Raw genomic sequence first — 19,990 nt, forward strand, 5'->3', positions numbered from 1 at the left:
CAGGCCTGACCGGAAATAACGATTGCGCTGATGCTATCAGAGACGCAGGCGTCCGCCACGACTGCGTGCCGCGCCCAGGCCATGAGGCAGCAGGCTGGAGCGGGTGTGGGCGTGGCAAATGGCAATGGCCAGGGCGTCGGAGGCGTCGATTTGTGGTTTAGAGGTGAGTTTGAGCATGTGCATGACCATCATTTGCACCTGCTCCTTATTCGCCCCACCCGTACCGACGACCGCCTGCTTGACCTGGGTCGCGGTGTATTCGGCGATTTCCATGCCCTCCTCGGCCCCCGCCACAATGGCCGCACCACGGGCCTGGCCGAGCTTCAACGCCGAGTCAGCATTCTTGGCCATGAAGACTTTTTCGATGCCCATGGTCACCGGGCCGTAGGTCTGGATGACTTCACGCACGCCGCGATAGACGATCTGCAGGCGCTCGGCCAGTTCTCCCGCGCCGGTGCGAATACAGCCCGAGGCCACATAAACGCAGCCACGCGGCGTGTGTTGCACCACGCCAAAACCGGTAATGCGCGAACCGGGGTCGATACCTAGGATTAAAGTCATAACGCCTGCAGGTTAAATAAACACATTTTGTGATACGCCGAAGTTCAAATGTGGGAGGGGGCTTGCCCCCGATGGCCATGGATATCTACACAACTTTGTAGCAGCCAACGGTAACCACGATGCGAAGCGAGCCGCTCTTGCTTTTGATCTTGATCTCAGTCGCCCCGTTAACCACGCTGGCCGAACGCAGGTTTGAATCCGTGGGTAACCCGGCAGGACGCCGGGTTAGCCGCCCTGCGCCATGGATGGCGCATGGCGGCGGCCCACGAATTCAAACCTGCGTTCGGGCACACCGAGCCTAAGCGAGGTGCCGAGTGGTGGGGCGAGGACCTTTTGGTTACTTTTGGGTCCTTCCAAAAGTGACCCGCTGTAAGAGCGGAACCACCAGCCGCCGTTACCGCAGCAACGGATATGTACTCGCTCTGATCCACATCCTGGTCGGCTGTCAGGCCGCCATCGGGGGCAAGCCCCCTCCCACATTTTGGTCGCGGGGCATCAGTTAGAGAGGCTTCGGCTCCTGAGCCGCCACAGGTTCAGGGCCGTGCCAAAGCTGTGTATACCCCCGATGGCAGTGGATCAGTCAGAATATTTTTGGCTGACCCACCGCTATCGGGGGCAAGCCCCCTCCCACATTTGGATCTATGTAGTTCTTCAGCTTAGCTGTTCGGCCACGGATTCCGGAATGTCGGCATTCGAATACACGTTTTGCACATCATCCAGGTCTTCAAGCATATCCAGCAGCTTCAACACCTTCTGCGCACCGTCCAGGTCCAGTTCCGCACTGGTGGTCGGCAACATCACGATTTCCGCGTCGGTACCTTTGAAACCCGCGGCCTCCAGGGCGTTGCGCACCGCGTAGAAGCTGGCGAACGAGGTGAACACGTCGATGGAGCCATCTTCGTTTGTGACCACGTCGTCGGCATCCGCCTCCATCGCGGCTTCCATCAGCGCATCTTCATCCGTACCGGCCGCAAAGGTAATCTGCCCCTTGCGCTCGAACAGGTAGGCCACCGAACCGTCGGTACCCAGGTTGCCGCCGCACTTGCTGAACGCATGACGCACCGCAGCTGCAGTACGGTTACGGTTATCGGTCATGCATTCGACCATCACCGCCACGCCGCCTGGCCCATAGCCTTCGTAGGTCAGCTCGACCATGTCGTCGGTGTCGGCGGCGCCGGCGCCACGGGCCACGGCGCGGTCGATGATGTCACGGCTCATGTTGGCGCCGAGCGCCTTGTCCAGCGCCAGGCGCAGGCGCGGGTTGGAGCCCGGGTCACCGCCACCCTGGCGGGCGGCGACGGTCAGCTCGCGGATCCACTTGGTGAATATCTTGCCTTTCTTGGCATCCTGACGCTCTTTGCGGTGCTTGATGTTCGCCCACTTGGAATGGCCAGCCATAACACAACTCCGAAATTCTATAGAAACCTTATCTATCCCGCTCCGGGCGGACTTCTCTTTTTAAGTGCGGCCTTTGTAACGCAAAGGCGCATCCGAAGATGCGCCTTTAAGACTGCGTAAACCTCAGTGCGCTTTCACGCAGCAGCCTTACTCAGCCTTCGGCGTCTCGCGCAGACGGATGTGCAATTCGCGCAGCGCCTTGGCATCCACGACGCCCGGCGCCTGGGTCATGACGTCCGCAGCACTCTGGGTTTTCGGGAACGCAATCACTTCACGGATCGACTGGGCGCCGGTCATCAGCATCACCAGACGGTCCAGGCCGAAGGCCAGGCCACCGTGCGGCGGCGCACCGTACTTGAGCGCGTCGAGCAGGAAGCCGAACTTCTCTTCCTGTTCCGCTTCGTTGATGCCCAGCAGACGGAACACCGCTTGCTGCATCTCTTTGCGGTGAATACGGATCGAACCGCCACCCAACTCAGTGCCGTTGAGCACCATGTCGTAGGCACGGGACAACGCGCCGGCCGGGTTGGCTTCCAGCTCGGCCGGGGAGCACTTCGGCGCGGTGAACGGGTGGTGCAAGGCGCTGAAGCTGCCGTCGTCGTTCTCTTCGAACATCGGGAAGTCGACCACCCACATCGGCGCCCACTCGCAGGTCAGCAGGTTCAGGTCGTGACCCAGCTTGATACGCAGTGCGCCCAGGGCTTCGCTGACGATCTTGGCCTTGTCGGCACCGAAGAACACGATATCGCCATCGACCGCACCAACGCGATCAAGGATCGTGTTCAGGTTGGCTTCGGGGATGTTCTTCACGATCGGCGACTGCAGGCCGTCAACGCCATTGGCGCGCTCGTTGACCTTGATGTACGCCAGGCCCTTGGCACCGTAGATGCCGACGAACTTGGTGTAGTCGTCGATCTGCTTGCGCGGCATGCTCGCGCCGCCAGGCACGCGCAGGGCGGCGATGCGGCATTTCGGGTCGTTGGCCGGGCCGCTGAACACCTTGAAGTCGACGTCCTTGAGCTGGTCGGCCACGTCGACCAGTTCCAGCGGGTTACGCAGGTCTGGCTTGTCGGAACCGTAGCGACGCATGGCCTCTTCGAAGGTCATGTGCGGGAATTCGCCGAACTCCAGGTCCAGCACTTCCTTGAACAGGTTGCGGATCATTTGTTCGGTGAGACCCATGATCTCTTTTTCATCGAGGAAGCTGGTCTCGATGTCGATCTGGGTGAATTCCGGCTGGCGGTCGGCGCGCAGGTCTTCGTCGCGGAAGCACTTGGCGATCTGGTAGTAACGGTCGAAGCCGGCCACCATCAGCAGCTGCTTGAACAGCTGCGGCGATTGCGGCAAGGCGAAGAAGCTACCCGGGTGGGTACGGCTCGGTACCAGGTAGTCGCGTGCGCCTTCCGGCGTGGCGCGGGTGAGAATCGGCGTTTCCACGTCGAGGAAGCCGTTCTCGTCGAGGAAGCGGCGGATGCTGGTGGTCATGCGCGAACGCAGACGCAGCTTCTCGGCCATTTCCGGACGACGCAGGTCCAGGAAGCGATAGCGCAGGCGAGTTTCCTCGCCAACGTCGGAATATTCGTTCAGTGGGAACGGCGGGGTTTCCGACTCGTTCAGCACTTCCAGCTCATAGCCCAGCACTTCAATGCCGCCGGACGCCATGTTCTTGTTCACGGCACCGGCCGGGCGCAGGCGCACCTTGCCGGTGATCTTCACGACGTATTCGCTGCGCACGCGGTCGGCGGCGGCGAAGCTCTCGGCGCGATCCGGGTCGAACACTACCTGGGCCAGACCATCACGATCACGGATATCGAGGAAGATCACCCCGCCGTGGTCGCGGCGACGGTGAACCCATCCGCAAAGGGTGATTTCCTGACCTTCCAGGGTCTCGTTCAGTTGGCCGCAATAGTGGCTGCGCATCATGGTCGTGGTTTCACTTCTCGTAATTCGAAATTCGGTGGCAGGCGTGCCTCGTCACCGTACATTAAAGCAGGGGACGGATAATGCAGGAGCCTGCGCGTAGAGTTCAACTCAGTCTGCTTTGTCGCCGCCCGCCAGGTTCTTCTTGGCGCCGGTCTTGAAATCGGTCTCGTACCAGCCGCTGCCGCTCAGGCGGAAGCCCGGCATGGACAACATCTTTTTCAACTCAGGTGCCTGGCAGGCTGGGCAATCGACCAGCGGCGCGGCGCTGATCTTCTGAATGGCTTCCAACTGATGACCACAGGAAGCACATTGATAGTCGTACATGGGCATGGAGTTGTCTCGGCGATCAGATCGTTACTGCGCTACGCCCTGCCGATGTGCATAAAGCCCGGCATGCGCAGCAAAGCGCGGGATTATATCTGGTAAATCGAGGCAGCGCAGCCGGCTTTCTGCCCGAGGCGCGGCCCGCCGGAAGGAAGGGCCGCGCCCTGCAGCCTCCATCAGAAGGGGCCAGAGGCGCTAAGGCGGTCTTTCAACAGGTGAACGACACACACCACCCGCACCAGCCCGCTGAAGTTCTTCACACCGCCATAGCGCAAATGCACTTCCCGATCGACATAGGACAACAACGCACTGACCGAGCAGGTATTGATCCTGGCCATTTCCGTGAGGATATTCCAATAGATCTGCTCCAGCCGCAGGCAGGTGGAAAACCCGTTGAGCCGCACCGACCGCGATAATGGCTTGGCGAGCCCCATGTCGAACCCTTTCGCGAAGGGATCGACCTTTATCTTGTGAAAACCACCGGTTTCCACGCCCTTACCACATGACATACACCTGACACTCCCTTGCCAAAACAGCAGTCCATGGGTTTCTCCCATTGGACGGTCAGCCTATAAAACCGCAGGAAGCGACGAGCAGCCAGAAGACGCGGGCGCTGGGCGTCGTAGGACAACGCCAGCAAGCGCAGAGAAACCAGTGAGCGGCGTCCCGAAGACGCCGCGCGGGTTCGACGGTTATTGGTTTTCGAGCAGCGAACGCAGCATCCACGCGGTTTTTTCGTGAACTTGCATCCGTTGGGTCAACAGGTCCGCTGTCGGCTCATCGCTGACCTTGTCGAGCAACGGGAAAATGCCACGCGCGGTACGGGTGACAGCCTCCTGGCCCGCTACCAGTTGCTTGATCATCTCTTCGGCGCTCGGCACACCCTCTTCTTCCTTGATCGAAGACAGGCGGGCGTAGATCGAATAGGCACCCGGTGCCGGGAAGCCGAGGGCACGGATACGCTCGGCGATGGAATCCACCGCCAGCGCCAGCTCGTTGTACTGCTCTTCGAACATCAAGTGCAGCGTACGAAACATGGGGCCCGTGACGTTCCAGTGGAAGTTGTGGGTCTTCAGGTACAGCACATAGGTATCGGACAGCAGCCGTGAAAGTCCGTCGACGATGGATTTACGATCTTCTTCACTGATACCAATATCGATTGCCATGTTTTTCCCCTTCAATTGACGAGCATTCATTGATCAGGTGCAGGATCACTCTAGCAAGAGTGATGGCCGCGTGCAGCCCGATGCACCCAGGCAATGTGCGGCAAATTGCCCTGCACCGCTTGCGAGGGCAGCGGCCGAAGAGCCGGTCATCCTGTAAGAAAAACGCTCGAAAGGCCGCTCAAATTACCTGCACCTGTCTAGGACAAGCCTTCGACGCAAAAATGCCACCTCGATTGCAACACCCCGAAATGCTTGATTTGAGTAGGCACAGCCTTTGCTGTTAAATAGGCGGCGTGTGGCTGCCGTTCATTTCTGCGGCACGTCACATAGGCTGCTACCCGCGCACGTGCCCAACGCCTCCCATTGTTCAGAAGCGAACCGTGCCAGTCAGCTCTTCCTTGTGATCCGTCTTAACGTGAGTTAATCAAAATGTTGAAAATCGTCCACCTGCTAACGGGCGTTGCAGCTTTGCTGCTGTCCTTTATCCCGAGCCTGCAGCCTGAAAGCCTGCCCTACCTGCAACAACACGACGCTCTATATCTGGCCTTGTTCGGCCTTCTCAACCTGACCCTGGCACCGGTAATTCCCTACTGGAACAAAGGCACGCGTCATCAACTGCAAAACCTGGTCAGCGCGCTGCTGGTACTGACCGTCGTCGTTCAAACCCTTACCCTGCTGGCACCCATGCCTGAAGTGGGCGGCCACCCGGCCATCCTGCTCAGCCTGGTAATCGCTGTGGTCGCCATCGTTCTTCACCTGGCCATCAGCTTCTACCGTTCGTCCCCAGCGGCCGCGTCGCAAAACTACGACATGACCAACCGGGATACCGGGACCGTCAAGTGGTTCAACACCTCCAAAGGCTTCGGCTTTATTTCGCGCGACTCGGGTGACGATATCTTCGTCCACTTCCGAGCTATCCGCGGTGAAGGCCACCGCGTCCTGGTCGAAGGCCAGCGCGTGGAGTTCTCGGTGATGAACCGCGACAAAGGCCTGCAAGCTGAAGATGTCATCGCTGCCCTGCCGCGTCGCTGATTCCAGCCTGCGCTGCAAAAAAAACCGCGATCCGGCGTAGGCTGGATCGCGGTTTTTTATTGCACGCTCATTTAATAGTGCGGCGGCGGGGCTTCTTCTTCCGAGGTTTCGAACTGGCCGCCCATCTCTTCCTGACGCTTGAGCAAGGCGATCATCTGCAATTGCAGGCGCTCCACCGCTTGCTGCTGGGCGACCAGAATGTCATTGAGGGTTTCGATGGTGTCGTCCTGGAACGCCAGGCGGCTTTCCAGGTCGGTGACGCGATCTTGCAGGTCCATGGTTCAGTCCTGGGTAAAAATGAAGTCGGCAGGCAGTAATTCACGCAATCGGCTGCGAATCGCCGCCACCTGCTCTGCGCTGTATGGACGGGCCGGATGCTTGCCCCACACCGGCGCCGGCCATGCCACGTCATCGCGCTTGCGCACGATGACATGCACATGCAACTGGCTGACCACGTTACCCAGCGCGCCGATGTTCATCTTATCGGCGGCCAGGCCTTCGTTCAGCAGCTGTGCGAGGGCGGTCGTTTCCTGCCACAACGTCTGTTGCTCGGCGACATCCAGTTGAAACACTTCGCTGATACCGTCAATGCGCGGTACCAAGATGAACCAGGGATAATTCGAATCATTGGACAGCAGCAGGCGACAGAGCGGGAAGTCCCCAATGGCCAATGTGTCTTGTTGCAGGCGTTGATCTAAAGCGAACACGTGGGCACTCCGTTCGGCAGGTCAATTACAGGCGCCCAGCATACCGCCGAATGCGCGAGGCTTCACGGCGAATGCGCGAGCAGCCTGAGGCAAACCCATTCCATGGATGCACCCTTTAGAGGCAGTCGGATGTGTGAACCACGCTAACTCGGGCTTCGAAGGGATGCACCAAAATGACCCACTTGTGCTTCAAAGGGAGTCGGCCGCTACCCACTTTTGAGGGTCAATCGGTAACGTTTTGCTCAAGCGCAGGTTTTGCGCACCACCGCACGACGGTAACACCTGAATGTCGAGCCTGAACCAAACTGCCCGAGAGGCCCGTGTTTATGCGGTTTTTACACTGCCGTAACGTTTTTCACGAAAAAATGACATTCGGCTGGCGCTTTGTGCACGCTTGTTGCATTCACCTCGCTATCGTCGGCAACGACACCTGGATGGATGCCAGGGTTTCGCGATAAGAAACAATAGCGTTTCAATGTGTGCCAGGGACGATTTCGAACTTTGAAGGCGTTTGAAAAGAACATTGAAGTTGTCAGCCTGGTTACCGTCGGGCTGTGATTTGCGACACGGAGCTAGCAATTTACGACAGCCTCGTAAAGAAGCTGAAAGGATAGTTTGGCAAGTATCGTCAACAGCGCCGGTGTGAGATAACTTTGCGCCGACACACATAAAGAAAGAGCCGCCCAGATAAAAATACAGGTGGGACGGCAGTACTCTTCTAAAACCAAAGGAGCAAATCACGATGCGCGTGATGAAGTGGAGCATGATCGCCCTGGCTGTTTCAGCAGGCACCTCGCAGTTCGCAATGGCGTCCGCCCAAGACGATTCCAAGGGCTTTGTTGAAGACAGCACTTTCAGCATCAACACTCGCGCTTTGTACTTCAGCCGCGACTTCCGCAACAACCCGTCGGGCCCGGGCTCCAAGAGCCGTGCGGAAGAAAGCGGCCTGGGCTTCAACGCCTTGTACGAGTCGGGCTTCACCCAAGGCACCATCGGTGTCGGCGTTGACGTGATCGGCCTGATGGGCCTCAAGCTCGACAGCGGCAAGGGCCGTGCCGGCACCGGTCTGTTCCCTACCGGTTCCGACGGTCGTTCGCAAGACGAGTACTCAAAAGGCGGCGGCGCGGTTAAGTTCCGCATTTCCAATACCGTGCTGAAAGTCGGTGACCAATACACCACAGCGCCTGTATTCGCCTCCGATGACAGCCGTTTGCTCCCAGAACTGCCACAAGGTATCTCGATCACCAGCAACGAGATCAAGGGCCTGAAGCTCGAAGGCGGCCACTTCACTTCCAGCGTCGCGCAGAACCAGACCTACCACGACAGCCTGGGCCTGACGAAGACCGACTTCGTCGGCGGCGTCTATGCCTTCACCCCGGAAGTCACCGGCAGCCTGTACTACGCGAAAACCGAAGACTACTTCCGCAAGTACTACAGCAACCTGAACTGGACCCACGCCCTGAGCGATGACCAGTCCTTCGCGCTGGACTTCAACATCTACGACACCAAGAGCGAAGGCGCCGGCCTGCAGCGCGCTGAGAAAGATGGCGTGACCAAGCTCGACAACCGCGCATTCAGCTTGCAGGGCGCGTACACCGTCGGCGCTCACACCTTCACCCTGGCTGCCCAAAAGGTTACCGGTGACGGCGACTACGGCTACGGCGTAGATGGCGGCGGCACTGTATTCCTGGCCAACTCCATCGCCCGTTCCGACTTCAACGCCGAAGGCGAGAAGTCGTACCAGGCGCGTTACGACATCAACATGGCGACCTTCGGCGTTCCTGGTCTGAGCTTCATGACGCGTTACGTGACCGGTAGCGGCGCCAACACGGGCACCACCAGCAACGGTAAAGAGTGGGAACGCGACATCGAAGCCAAGTACGTGGTTCAGAGCGGCCCGGCTAAAAACCTCAGCCTGCGTCTGCGTCAAGCGACTTATCGTTCCGGTGATGGCGTTTACTACGGTTCGCCTTCGATCGACGAACTGCGTCTGATCGCGAACTACCCGCTGAACATCTTGTAATCACGCGAGTAATTACAACGATGAGTTAAGGTTTCGACCTTGAATAAAAAGCCGCTCCCCTGTTTGCAAGGGAGCGGCTTTTTTTATTTCAGTTACATTTCAAAAGCAATATAACTAGTAAGCTAAGTAACTATATACAACTGTCGCATTTAACCTGACCTTTCGGCCAACTTAAACGCGACACTGTTTCATGCCTTCGCCGGAGCTTCCTGCATCACGCGAATAACCCGCTGCGGGAACGGAATATCAATCCCCGCCCCTTTCAAACGGTCGCGCGCCAGTTCATTGAGCATGAACACCACATCCCAATAATCCGCTGTATTGGTCCAGCAACGCAGGGACACGGTGATGGAGCTGTCGCCCAGGGTCGATACCACTGCGACGGGCGCCGGGTCGGCCAGCACGCGCGGGTCCTTGGCCAGTTCCAGCAATACTTCACGGGCTTTCTGCAGGTCCGCCTCGTAATCCACGCCCACATCAAACACCACCTTGCGGGTCGGCTGGCGGTTGGTATTGGTGATGATGCCGTTGGACAGGATGCCGTTCGGTACGATCACCGTCTTGTTGTCGCCGGTACGCAGCACCGTGTGGAAAATCTGGATACTGTCGACGGTACCCGAGGTGCCCTGGGCTTCGATCCAGTCACCGATGCGAAACGGACGGAACAACAGGATCAGCACGCCGCCGGCGAAATTGGCCAGGCTGCCTTGCAAGGCCAGGCCGATCGCCAGAGTAGCGGCACCGATGGCGGCGACGAACGAGGTGGTTGCCACGCCGATCATCGAGGCCACGCTGACGATCAACATGACTTTCAGCGCAATGTTCGCAAGGCTGGTGATGAAGTGCTGCAGCGCCAGGTCGGCGTTACGCAGGGCCAGCAAGCGCCCTACTCGGTGGGTAAAGACGTTGATCAGCCACCAACCGATGGCCAGGGTGATAACGGCCAGCAGTACCCGGCTGCCGTATTCCATGATCATCGGGATCCAGGACTGCGAGGTCTTGATCAAGTGATCCACTTCAGCGTTCAAATCCATCTATCTTCTCCTGTTGTGCGGAAATGCGGCTTCATTGACTGCCTGAAAACGCAAATGAGCCCCGTAGGGCTCAATTGTAGGCATTGTTGCTGCGGCGTGGGACGTCGAAAACGGCCACAGGTTCCGCGAGGTGCCATCAGTCGCGGAAGTTGTTGAACTGCAGCGGCATGTCGAAGGTCTTGGCGCGCAGGGCCGCGATGGCCTCTTGCAGGTCATCACGCTTCTTGCCGGTAACACGCACCTGTTCACCCTGGATGGCCGCCTGGACTTTCAGCTTGGCATCCTTGATGTGCGCGACGATCTTCTTCGCCAGTTCCTTGTCGATGCCTTCCTTGAGCACGGCTTCCTGCTTCATCAGTTTGCCGGAAGCGTAGGCGTCCTTGACTTCAAGGCACTGCACGTCGATCTTGCGCTTGACCAGGGCCAGCTTGAGGATCTCGATCATCGCTTCCAGCTGGAAATCGGCTTCAGCGGTCAGGTTGACGGTCAGTTCCTTTTCCTTGAATTCGAAGCTGCCCTTGCCTTTCAAGTCATAGCGACGGTCCAGTTCCTTGACGGCGTTCTCGACGGCGTTGGTGACTTCGTGTTTGTCCAGTTCGGATACCACGTCGAACGAAGGCATGTCATTTCTCCAATATAAGGGGCGGGCTCAGTAGAGATGGAGCGCGCCCGAGCTAAAATGCCGGGGCATTATAGCGGTTCTTTCGCCGCGTTCACCGCTGGCGACCTTACGGAGCACACACTGATGTCGACCACCTGGCATATTCTCGGCGCCGGTAGCCTGGGCACCCTCTGGGCCACGCGGCTGGCGCGCGCGGGCGTGCCGGTGCGGCTGATCCTGCGCGATCAGGCGCGCCTGGCCAGCTATGCGTCGGGCAACGGCCTGACCCTGGTTGAGCAAGGTATTGCGCACACCTACCCGGTGATAGGCGAAACATCCGACAGCCCGGAGCCGATCCAGCGCCTGTTAGTGGCGTGCAAAGCCTACGATGCCCAAAGTGCCGTCGCACAGTTACAGCATCGCCTGGCGCCGGACGCGGAACTGATCCTGCTGCAAAACGGCCTCGGCAGCCAGGATGCGGTGGCCGCCCAGTTGCCACAGGCGCGTTGCATCTTTGCCTCCAGCACCGAAGGCGCGTTTCGCGAGGGCGAATGGCGCGTGGTGTTTGCCGGCCATGGCTACACCTGGCTGGGGGATGCGGCTCACCCTACCGCGCCGCTGTGGCTGGATGACTTGCGGGCCGCCGCCATCCCCCATCAATGGAGCACCGATATCCTCACGCGGCTGTGGCGCAAGCTGGCGCTCAATTGCGCGATCAACCCGTTGACCGTGCTCTACCAGTGCCGCAACGGCGGCCTGCAGGCCCATCAATGTGAAGTCGCCACCCTGTGCGCTGAATTGAGCGAATTACTGGAATGCTGCGGCCAGCCTGCGGCCGCGCAGGATTTGCACAGTGAAGTGCAACGGGTGATCCAGGCCACTGCGGCCAACTATTCCTCTATGTACCAGGACGTGGCCAACGCACGGCGTACCGAAATCAGCTACCTGCTGGGCTACGCCTGCCAAGCGGCCGCCCGCCATCAACGGGTACTGCCGCATCTGCAGCAGCTGCAAACGCGCTTGGTCGAGCAGTTGGTTGCACGCGGATTGCCCAGCGACTGAGGCACGCGCTACCCTGCCGTATGTCTATTGCCTGCGAAAAACCTGATGCCACTGCGCCAGCGTCTTGAAAACCTACCGGTAGGGCAGAAACTGCTGGCCGCCCTGCTGGTACTGCTGACCACCGTGTTGCTGGTGGCCAACCTGACCTTTATCAGCGCCGCCTACTGGATCTCCCAAGAAAGCATGGCGCCCCAGGCCTTGCAGGCCATCGGTCGGCTGGTGTCCAACCCGGCACTCGCGGCCGAAGCCCTGCAATCCCCGGCCAAGGCCAATGCACTGCTCAATGAGCTGACCAGCTATTCACCGCTGCGCGCCGCCGCCCTGTACGACGGCGAAGGCAATCGCCTGGCGCAGATGCAACACGGCGACCGCCTGCACCTGCCCGACAACTACCGGCATATCGAGGCCTGGCGCCTCACCGAGTTTCGCAGCAACCAGGTCATCACCCTGCCCCGCACCGACCAGCCTTCGGGGCATTTGCTGCTGGTGGCCAGCAGCGAGCTGCCGGTGGCGTTCTATACCGGCACCCTCACCGCAAGCCTGGGCATCCTGATTTTCAGTGTGTTGCTGTGGCTGGTCATCGCCCGGCAGATCAAACGCCTGATCACCCGGCCGATCCATGAACTCGAGGAACTGTCGCGCCAGGTGACTCGCGAAGAGAACTACGCCCTGCGCGCAGGCCCCGGCAACCACGATGAAATCGGCAGCCTGGCGGAAGCGTTCAACACCATGCTGTCGCGCATCGAGGCCCGTGAGCAGCAGCTCAAGCGCGCGCGGGATGATTCCCAGGCCGCCTACGACCAGGCCCAGGGCCTGGCCGAAGAAACCCGCCACACTAACCGCAAGCTGGAACTGGAAGTGCAGGTGCGCAGCAAGATCGAGAAAAAGCTCACCGGCTTTCAGAACTACCTCAACAGCATTATCGACTCGATGCCCTCGGCACTGATCGCCCTGGATGAACAGCTCTACGTCACCCAGTGGAACCAGGAAGCCACCGCGCTTTCGGGCACACGCCTGGATGAAGCCCTCAACCAGCCGATCTTCCTCGCGTTCCAACCGCTCAAGCCCTACCTGCCGCAAATCAAGGCCACGGTGGAGCAGCACACAGTTGAGCGGATCGAGCGGGTCACCTGGGTCAAGGACGACGAGCCAAAGCATTACGCCCTGACGTTCTACCCGTTGATGGGCGGTGCCGGGCGCGGCGTGGTGATCCGTATCGATGACATCACCCAGCGCCTGTCCCTGGAAGAAATGATGGTGCAATCGGAGAAAATGCTCTCGGTCGGCGGCCTGGCTGCCGGCATGGCCCACGAAATCAACAACCCGCTGGGGGCGATCCTGCACAACGTGCAGAACATCCGGCGCCGCCTGTCACCCGAGCTGCCCAAGAACCTGGAACATGCCGAACAGGCGGGCATCGAGCTGGCGCTGGTCAATCAATACCTGCAAGCGCGCGAAGTCCCGCAGTTGCTGGATGGGATTCAACAGGCCGGCGCGCGTGCCGCGAAAATCGTCACGCACATGCTCAGCTTCAGCCGGCGCAGCAACCGGCAAATGGCCCCCTGCGACTTGCCAGCCCTGATCGACCAGGCCGTGGAGATCGCCGGTAACGATTTCGACCTGGCCATCGGTTTCGATTTCAAGGGCCAGGCGATCATCCGCCAGTTCGATCCGCAACTGGGGCCGGTACCCGGCACGGCCAACGAACTGGAACAGGTGCTGCTCAACCTGCTGAAAAACGCCGCCCAGGCGATTCACCTGCGTGAAGACGGCAGCGAACCGGGGCGCATCATCCTGCGCACCCGCCTCAACCCGCCCTGGGCCGAGATCCAGGTGGAAGACAATGGCATCGGCATGAGCGAAAACGTGCGCAAACGCACCTTCGAGCCGTTCTTCACCACCAAGGAGATCGGCCAGGGCACCGGGCTTGGGCTGTCGGTGTCGTATTTCATCATCACCAATAACCACAAGGGCCAGATGGAAGTGCACTCCACCCTGGGCCAAGGCACCTGTTTCACTTTGCGCCTGCCACTGGCCGGCAGCCAATTGTCCCCCGCAGAACTCACCCAACTGGAGCAATGACCATGGGCTTTCGCCTGTCGAAGATCTACACCCGCACCGGTGACCAGGGCGAAACCGGCCTTGGCGACGGTCGCCGCGTGCCCAAGGACCACCCACGGGTGGAGGCCATTGGCGAGGTGGATACGCTGAACAGCCAGTTGGGGTTGTTATTGGCCAACCTGGAGGAGCAGAGCGGCAAGCACCCCGAACTGAACGATGTGGTGGAGGTGCTCACGCCCTGCCAGCATCGCTTGTTCGATCTGGGCGGCGAGCTGGCCATGCCGGTGTACAAGGCGTTGAATGCAGCGGAAGTGGATCGGCTGGAAGCGGCGATCGATCGTTGGAATGAAGAGGTGGGGCCACTGGAAAATTTCATCCTGCCCGGCGGCTCAGCGCTGATCGCCCAGGCCCATGTGTGCCGCAGCCTGGCGCGCAGTGCCGAACGCCGCTGTCAGCAATTGAATGCGGTGGAGCCGTTGGAAGGGGTGGGGTTGGCGTATATCAATCGGTTGTCGGACTTGCTGTTTGTCGCGGCCCGGGTGATTGCCAGGCGTCAGGGGGTTGCCGAGGTGTTGTGGCAGGCGGCGGCGAAGCCTCACTGAGGATTACTGGGTGCCTGGCAGGGCCCCATCGGGGGCAAGCCCCCTCCCACATTTTGATTTGTGAATACCGTCTAGTGTGGGAGGGGGCTTGCCCCCGATGAGGCCCGCCAGAGCAACCTCAAACCTGCGGCCAGAACGCCCTGATCCCTGCAACACCCTGAGCACCCACCGCCCAAGCCTGCTCCCGCTGCTCAGGCCCAACCCCGCCCAATAGAAACACCGGCTTGCTGAACCCACGGATCAGCTCGGCTGCCTGTTCCCAACCCAACGGCTGGGCTTCGGGATGAGTTTCGGTCAGCTGAACCGGCGACAGCGTGACGAAGTCCACATCCATCAACTGCGCCAGCGCCAGTTCTTCAGCGTTGTGACACGAGGCCGCCAACCAACGGTCCTTCGGCAGCGGTCGGCCCTTGCTCGCGTATTTACGCAATTGCGCCGAGGTCATGTGCCAGCCGGCCGCTGGAAAATCCCCCAGCCATTCGAACGGCCCCTTGAGCATCAACTGCGCCTTGCCCGCACACAATCCCACGGCGTCTACGGCAAGGTCTCGGTATTTAGGGTCGTAACCGTTGGGTGCGCGCAGTTGAACCAGCTTGATGCCACCGGCAATGGCTGTTTGAAGGCCACGCAACAAGGGCGCGGTTTCCAGCTCACCGGGCGTGATCAGGTAGTCGGCAGGCAGACGCGCTGCCGCGACAATGGGCGCGTTAGCCGCTGGAAACTCATAGTTGACCAGGTCTCGCGGGGCCACCCACTCCAGAGGCTGCCCTTCGACGCCGTGGGGCTCGCCGGTAAAGGCCGAGACTTCCCAGACATCCAGCAACACCTGCTTGTCCGGGTAGTCATGCTGCACCTGGATCAACGGCCGCGCCGTGGTGACCTGGATGCCCAGCTCTTCCTGCAACTCACGGGACAAGGCCGTGGCGACTGACTCGTCAGCCTCCACCTTGCCGCCGGGAAACTCCCAGAGGCCGCCTTGATGCTGGGTATCGGCGCGGCGTGCCAGCAGGATCCTGCCATCCACACCGCGAATCACCGCTGCTGCTACATGCACTCGTTTCACCGCCACTGCTTCCTCCCGTTATTGCCCTTGTAGGAGCGAGCTTGCTCGCGAAGAACGTCAACGATAACGCGTACATCCTGGATAAACGCGGTGGCATTGAGTTTTTCGCGAGCAAGCTTGCTCCTACCTTCAGGTGCGATATTCCGCGTTGATCTTCACGTATTCGTGGGACAGGTCCGTGGTCCAGATGGTTTCGCTGCAGTCGCCGCGCCCCAACTCGATGCGGATGGTGATTTCTTCCTGCTGCATCACCGCCGAACCCTGGGCTTCGGTGTAGGTGTCGGCGCGGGCGCCACGGCTGGCAATGCACACGTCGCCGAGGAAGACGTCGATCTTGCTCACATCCAGGTCAGGCACGCCGGCACGACCAACGGCTGCGAGGATACGGCCCCAGTTCGGGTCGGAAGCGAACAAGGCGGTCTTGATCAGCGGCGAGTGCGCCACGGTATAACCCACGTCCAGGCACTCCTGGTGATTGGCGCCGCCGTTGACTTCAACGGTGACAAACTTGGTCGCGCCCTCGCCGTCACGCACGATGGCCTGGGCCACGTCCATGCACACCTCGAAAACCGCCTGCTTCAATGCGGCGAACAGCGGGCCTTCGGTGGAGGTGATCTCCGGCAGGTTGGCCTGGCCGGTGGCGATCAGCATGCAGCAGTCGTTGGTGGAAGTGTCACCGTCGATGGTGATGCGGTTGAACGACTTGTTGGCGCCGTCCAGCATCAGGCGTTGCAATACATCACGGGAGACTTTGGCGTCGGTGGCGATATAGCCGAGCATGGTGGCCATGTTCGGACGGATCATGCCTGCGCCCTTGCTGATACCGGTCACGGTGACGGTCACGCCATCGTGCACGAACTGCCGGCTTGCGCCTTTGGGCAAGGTGTCGGTAGTCATGATGCCGGTGGCTGCAGCCGCCCAGTTATCCACAGACAGGTCATCCAGCGCGGCTTGCAGGGCGCCTTCGATTTTCTCCACCGGCAGCGGCTCACCGATCACGCCGGTGGAATACGGCAGCACCTGGCTCGCGTCCACGCCGGTCAGTTGGGCCAGCTTGGCGCACGTGCGCGCAGCAGCCACCAGGCCAGGCTCGCCGGTACCGGCGTTGGCGTTGCCGGTGTTGGTCAGCAGGTAACGAATCGACCCGGCCACACGTTGCTTGGCCAGGATCACCGGCGCGGCGCAAAAAGCGTTGAGGGTGAACACACCGGCGACTGTCGAGCCTTCGGCGCAGCGCATCACCACCACATCCTTGCGCCCCGCACGCTTGATGCCGGCCGAAGCGATACCGAGTTCAAAACCGGCGACCGGGTGCAATGTGGGCAAAGGACCAAGACCAACAGCCATGTATGCGCTCCTTGAAGAGATGATGTGTGTGCCGTCGCTGTCGACGGGAGGATTAATGGCAAAACGCCGCGACGGCTGATGCCGGTCGCGGCGTGGGGTGTTGCAGCGTCAGGCGAAAATCTTATTCGATCTGGCCGTGGCAGTGTTTGAATTTCTTGCCCGAACCGCAGTAGCACAGCTCGTTGCGGCCCAGCTTCTGATCATTGCGTACCGGGGTTTGAGCCAGGGCCACATCGACCTCTTCACCCAACACCTCAGGCGCATCCAGGCCCGGCGCTTCGTCGTGCTGGAACTGCATGCGTGCAGCCAGTGCCTCGGCTTCCTGGCGCAGGCGCGCTTCTTCCTCGATCGGGTCTTCGCGACGCACCTGAACGTGGGACAGCACGCGGATCGAATCGCGCTTGATCGAATCCAGCAGCTCGGAGAACAACGTGAACGACTCGCGCTTGTACTCCTGCTTCGGGTTTTTCTGGGCGTAGCCACGCAAATGGATACCGTGGCGCAGGTGGTCCATGGTCGACAGGTGGTCTTTCCACAAGTCGTCCAGCACGCGCAGCACGATTTGCTTCTCGAAGGTGCGCAGGGCTTCGGCACTCGCCTGCTCTTCTTTCTCGTTGTACGCGGCCAGCAATTCGGCCATCAGTTTTTCGCGCAGGGTTTCTTCGTACAGGTGATCGTCTTCGTCCAGCCACTGCTGAACCGGCAAGTCGACGCCAAAATCGCTCTTCAACGCGGCTTCCAGACCGGCCACATCCCACTGCTCAGGCAGCGACTGTGGCGGGATATGTGCGCTCACGGTGGCATTGAGCACGTCCTGACGGAAGTCAGCGATGGTCTCGCCAATGTTGTCGGCGGCCAGCAACGTGTTACGCATGTGATAGATCACTTTACGCTGTTCGTTGTTGACGTCATCGAACTCGAGCAGTTGTTTACGAATGTCGAAGTTACGCCCTTCTACCTTGCGCTGGGCCTTCTCGATGGCGTTGGTCACCATGCGGTGCTCGATCGCTTCACCGGACTGCATGCCCAGGGCCTTCATGAAGTTCTTCACTCGATCCGAGGCGAAGATACGCATCAGGCTGTCTTCCAGGGACAGGTAGAAACGGCTGGAACCGGCATCACCCTGGCGACCGGCACGACCGCGCAACTGGTTGTCGATACGGCGCGATTCGTGACGCTCGGACGCGATCACCTGCAAACCGCCGGATTCCAGCACGGCTTGGTGGCGTTTCTGCCAGTCGGCCTTGATCTGGGCGATCTGTTCAGGGGTCGGATTGTCGAGCGAGGCCACTTCCACTTCCCAGTTGCCGCCCAACAGGATGTCGGTACCACGACCGGCCATGTTGGTGGCGATGGTCAGCGCGCCGGGGCGACCGGCCTGGGCGATGATCTCGGCTTCTTTTTCGTGGAACTTGGCGTTGAGCACCTTGTGCTCGATGCCTTCCTTGTTGAGCAGGTTGGACACGTGCTCGGACGTCTCGATGGTCGCGGTACCCACCAGGATCGGACGGCCCTTGGCCAGGCCGTCCTTGATGTCATTGATGATCGCCGCGTATTTCTCTTCGGCGGTCAGGAACACCAAGTCGTTATAGTCTTTACGCGCCAGTGGCTTGTTCGGCGGGATGACCACCACCGACAGGCCATAGATCTGATGGAATTCGAACGCTTCGGTGTCGGCCGTACCGGTCATGCCGGACAGTTTGTTGTACAGACGGAAGTAGTTCTGGAACGTGGTGGACGCCAACGTCTGGCTTTCGGCCTGGATGTTGAGCATTTCCTTGGCTTCGATGGCCTGGTGCAGGCCTTCGGACAAGCGACGACCGGGCATGGTACGGCCGGTGTGTTCGTCGACCAGGACGACCTGGCCGTCCTGGACAATGTATTCGACGTTGCGGTGGAACAGCTTGTGGGCGCGCAGGCCGGCATATACGTGGGTCAGCAGGCCCAGGTTGTGAGCCGAGTACAGGCTTTCTCCTTCGGCCAGCTCACCGATCTGGGTCAGCATTTCTTCAACGAACTGGTGGCCGGCCTCGTTGAGTTCGACCTGGCGGGTCTTCTCGTCGATGGTGAAGTGACCTTCTTTGGTCACCACGCCTTCGACTTCCTCGATGTGCTGCTCAAGGCGCGGGATCAACTTGTTGATCTCGGTGTACAGGCGCGAGCTGTCCTCGGCCTGGCCGGAGATGATCAGCGGGGTACGGGCTTCGTCGATGAGGATGGAGTCGACTTCGTCGATCACGGCAAAGTTGAGTTCGCGCTGGAATTTTTCATCCATGCTGAACGCCATGTTGTCGCGCAGGTAGTCGAAACCGAATTCGTTGTTGGTACCGTAGGTAATGTCGCAAGCGTAGGCGGCGCGCTTTTCTTCGGGCGGCTGGAACGGCGTCACTACGCCGACGGTCAGGCCGAGGAATTCATACAGCGGGCGCATCCAGTTGGCATCCCGGCGAGCCAGGTAGTCGTTCACCGTCACAACGTGCACGCCCTTGCCGGACAGTGCGTTGAGGTAAACACCCAGGGTTGCCACCAGGGTCTTGCCTTCACCGGTACGCATTTCGGCAATCATGCCTTCGTGCAAGGTCATGCCGCCGATCAACTGGACGTCGAAGTGGCGCATGCCCATGACGCGCTTACCGGCTTCACGGGCGACCGCAAAGGCTTCGGGGAGCAGCTTGTCGAGGGTTTCACCTTTGGCTATGCGGGCCTTGAACTCTTCGGTCTTGGCGCGCAATTGCTCATCCGACAGGGCAACCATCTGCTCTTCGAAGGCATTGACCAGCTGCACCGTCTTGAGCATGCGTTTGACTTCGCGCTCATTCTTGCTTCCAAAAAGTTTCTTTAACAAAGGCGCAAACATATCGGCAGGTTCTTCCACACATAGGGATGGAGGGCGCACCGTGAGTGGCCCGAGCAGCCCTCACGGCCGCATGCGAACGCGCATTCTACCCGGAATCGTGGGTGAGGAAAGTGGCGTTGTTCCCCGATGCGGGCACGGCGCTGTGAGAGGGCTTGTTTAAAATAAGGGCTTTTGGCGGAACTTCAACCCATGAAAGGCAGAAGTTACTTATTGATTTCATGAGAAAAGC

General features: G+C 60.0%; 18 protein-coding genes. 5 read left to right on the forward strand and 13 right to left on the reverse strand.

Annotated features, from left to right (window positions below; translation table 11 throughout):
• Positions 1 to 36: 36 nt before the first annotated feature.
• The 6 genes from ruvC to C4J86_RS20745 form a co-directional block, all read right to left on the reverse strand.
• The gene (gene ruvC, locus C4J86_RS20720; protein WP_057723842.1) at positions 37 to 561 is read right to left on the reverse strand and encodes a crossover junction endodeoxyribonuclease RuvC; all 525 of its coding nucleotides are present in this window, start codon (positions 559 to 561) and stop codon (positions 37 to 39) included.
• A 651-nt stretch (positions 562 to 1,212) separates the two neighbouring features.
• Entirely contained in the window at positions 1,213 to 1,959 is a 747-nt protein-coding gene (locus tag C4J86_RS20725) for a YebC/PmpR family DNA-binding transcriptional regulator (protein ID WP_124364185.1), read from the reverse strand.
• A 147-nt stretch (positions 1,960 to 2,106) separates the two neighbouring features.
• Positions 2,107 to 3,882, reverse strand: coding sequence for an aspartate--tRNA ligase (gene aspS / locus C4J86_RS20730; protein ID WP_057013724.1), 1,776 nt, complete (start codon positions 3,880 to 3,882; stop codon positions 2,107 to 2,109).
• Between the two features lie 108 nt (positions 3,883 to 3,990).
• Entirely contained in the window at positions 3,991 to 4,212 is a 222-nt protein-coding gene (locus C4J86_RS20735) for an FmdB family zinc ribbon protein (RefSeq protein ID WP_003193872.1), read from the reverse strand.
• A gap of 170 nt (positions 4,213 to 4,382) precedes the next feature.
• The gene (locus C4J86_RS20740) at positions 4,383 to 4,715 is read right to left on the reverse strand and encodes a ribbon-helix-helix domain-containing protein (protein WP_124371699.1); all 333 of its coding nucleotides are present in this window, start codon (positions 4,713 to 4,715) and stop codon (positions 4,383 to 4,385) included.
• Positions 4,716 to 4,898: 183 nt separating this feature from the next.
• Positions 4,899 to 5,372 carry a Dps family protein gene (locus tag C4J86_RS20745; RefSeq protein ID WP_003193874.1) on the reverse strand — a complete coding sequence of 158 codons (474 nt, stop codon included), beginning with the start codon at positions 5,370 to 5,372 and terminating at the stop codon, positions 4,899 to 4,901.
• A gap of 429 nt (positions 5,373 to 5,801) precedes the next feature.
• Between C4J86_RS20745 and C4J86_RS27265 the strand changes: the two genes are divergently transcribed.
• Positions 5,802 to 6,404 (forward strand): cold-shock protein, encoded by a 603-nt coding sequence (locus tag C4J86_RS27265; protein WP_005790922.1) that lies wholly within the window; start codon positions 5,802 to 5,804, stop codon positions 6,402 to 6,404.
• Positions 6,405 to 6,475: 71 nt separating this feature from the next.
• On the opposite strand, the gene C4J86_RS20755 is transcribed toward C4J86_RS27265, so the two are convergent.
• Together C4J86_RS20755 and C4J86_RS20760 are read right to left on the reverse strand one after the other, a co-directional pair.
• Positions 6,476 to 6,682, reverse strand: a complete 207-nt coding sequence (locus tag C4J86_RS20755; protein ID WP_124364187.1) for a SlyX family protein — start codon at positions 6,680 to 6,682, stop codon at positions 6,476 to 6,478.
• A 3-nt stretch (positions 6,683 to 6,685) separates the two neighbouring features.
• On the reverse strand, positions 6,686 to 7,111 hold the full coding sequence (locus C4J86_RS20760; protein WP_124364188.1) for an HIT domain-containing protein: 426 nt from the start codon (positions 7,109 to 7,111) through the stop codon (positions 6,686 to 6,688).
• 742 nt (positions 7,112 to 7,853) lie between these two features.
• On the opposite strand from C4J86_RS20760, the gene C4J86_RS20765 reads away from it, so the two are divergent.
• Entirely contained in the window at positions 7,854 to 9,134 is a 1,281-nt protein-coding gene (locus C4J86_RS20765) for an OprD family porin (RefSeq protein WP_124364189.1), read from the forward strand.
• A gap of 188 nt (positions 9,135 to 9,322) precedes the next feature.
• Here C4J86_RS20765 and C4J86_RS20770 read toward each other — a convergent pair whose 3' ends face one another.
• Positions 9,323 to 10,168: a mechanosensitive ion channel family protein gene (locus C4J86_RS20770; protein ID WP_124371700.1), complete on the reverse strand. Its 846-nt coding sequence runs from the start codon at positions 10,166 to 10,168 to the stop codon at positions 9,323 to 9,325.
• Between the two features lie 136 nt (positions 10,169 to 10,304).
• On the reverse strand, positions 10,305 to 10,790 hold the full coding sequence (locus C4J86_RS20775) for a YajQ family cyclic di-GMP-binding protein (RefSeq protein ID WP_003193880.1): 486 nt from the start codon (positions 10,788 to 10,790) through the stop codon (positions 10,305 to 10,307).
• 123 nt (positions 10,791 to 10,913) lie between these two features.
• On the opposite strand from C4J86_RS20775, the gene C4J86_RS20780 reads away from it, so the two are divergent.
• Genes C4J86_RS20780 through C4J86_RS20790 form a run of 3 tightly spaced genes read left to right on the forward strand, consistent with a single transcriptional unit; the run spans position 10,914 to position 14,494 of the window.
• Complete coding sequence (locus C4J86_RS20780; RefSeq protein WP_124371701.1) at positions 10,914 to 11,831, forward strand: putative 2-dehydropantoate 2-reductase; 918 nt, start codon at positions 10,914 to 10,916, stop codon at positions 11,829 to 11,831.
• Positions 11,832 to 11,876: 45 nt separating this feature from the next.
• Positions 11,877 to 13,913, forward strand: coding sequence for an ATP-binding protein (locus tag C4J86_RS20785; RefSeq protein WP_124368172.1), 2,037 nt, complete (start codon positions 11,877 to 11,879; stop codon positions 13,911 to 13,913).
• A gap of 2 nt (positions 13,914 to 13,915) precedes the next feature.
• Complete coding sequence (locus C4J86_RS20790) at positions 13,916 to 14,494, forward strand: cob(I)yrinic acid a,c-diamide adenosyltransferase (RefSeq protein ID WP_124371702.1); 579 nt, start codon at positions 13,916 to 13,918, stop codon at positions 14,492 to 14,494.
• 118 nt (positions 14,495 to 14,612) lie between these two features.
• Here C4J86_RS20790 and C4J86_RS20795 read toward each other — a convergent pair whose 3' ends face one another.
• The 3 genes from C4J86_RS20795 to secA all read right to left on the reverse strand — a co-directional run bounded on the left by C4J86_RS20795 (position 14,613) and on the right by secA (position 19,761).
• Entirely contained in the window at positions 14,613 to 15,557 is a 945-nt protein-coding gene (locus C4J86_RS20795) for a Nudix family hydrolase (RefSeq protein WP_124372466.1), read from the reverse strand.
• Between the two features lie 129 nt (positions 15,558 to 15,686).
• Positions 15,687 to 16,904 (reverse strand): bifunctional glutamate N-acetyltransferase/amino-acid acetyltransferase ArgJ, encoded by a 1,218-nt coding sequence (argJ, locus tag C4J86_RS20800; protein ID WP_124371703.1) that lies wholly within the window; start codon positions 16,902 to 16,904, stop codon positions 15,687 to 15,689.
• A 121-nt stretch (positions 16,905 to 17,025) separates the two neighbouring features.
• On the reverse strand, positions 17,026 to 19,761 hold the full coding sequence (gene secA / locus C4J86_RS20805; RefSeq protein ID WP_124368176.1) for a preprotein translocase subunit SecA: 2,736 nt from the start codon (positions 19,759 to 19,761) through the stop codon (positions 17,026 to 17,028).
• Positions 19,762 to 19,990: the final 229 nt, after the last annotated feature.

Origin of the sequence: Pseudomonas sp. R2-7-07 (assembly GCF_003852355.1) — a bacterium.
GTDB lineage: Bacteria > Pseudomonadota > Gammaproteobacteria > Pseudomonadales > Pseudomonadaceae > Aquipseudomonas.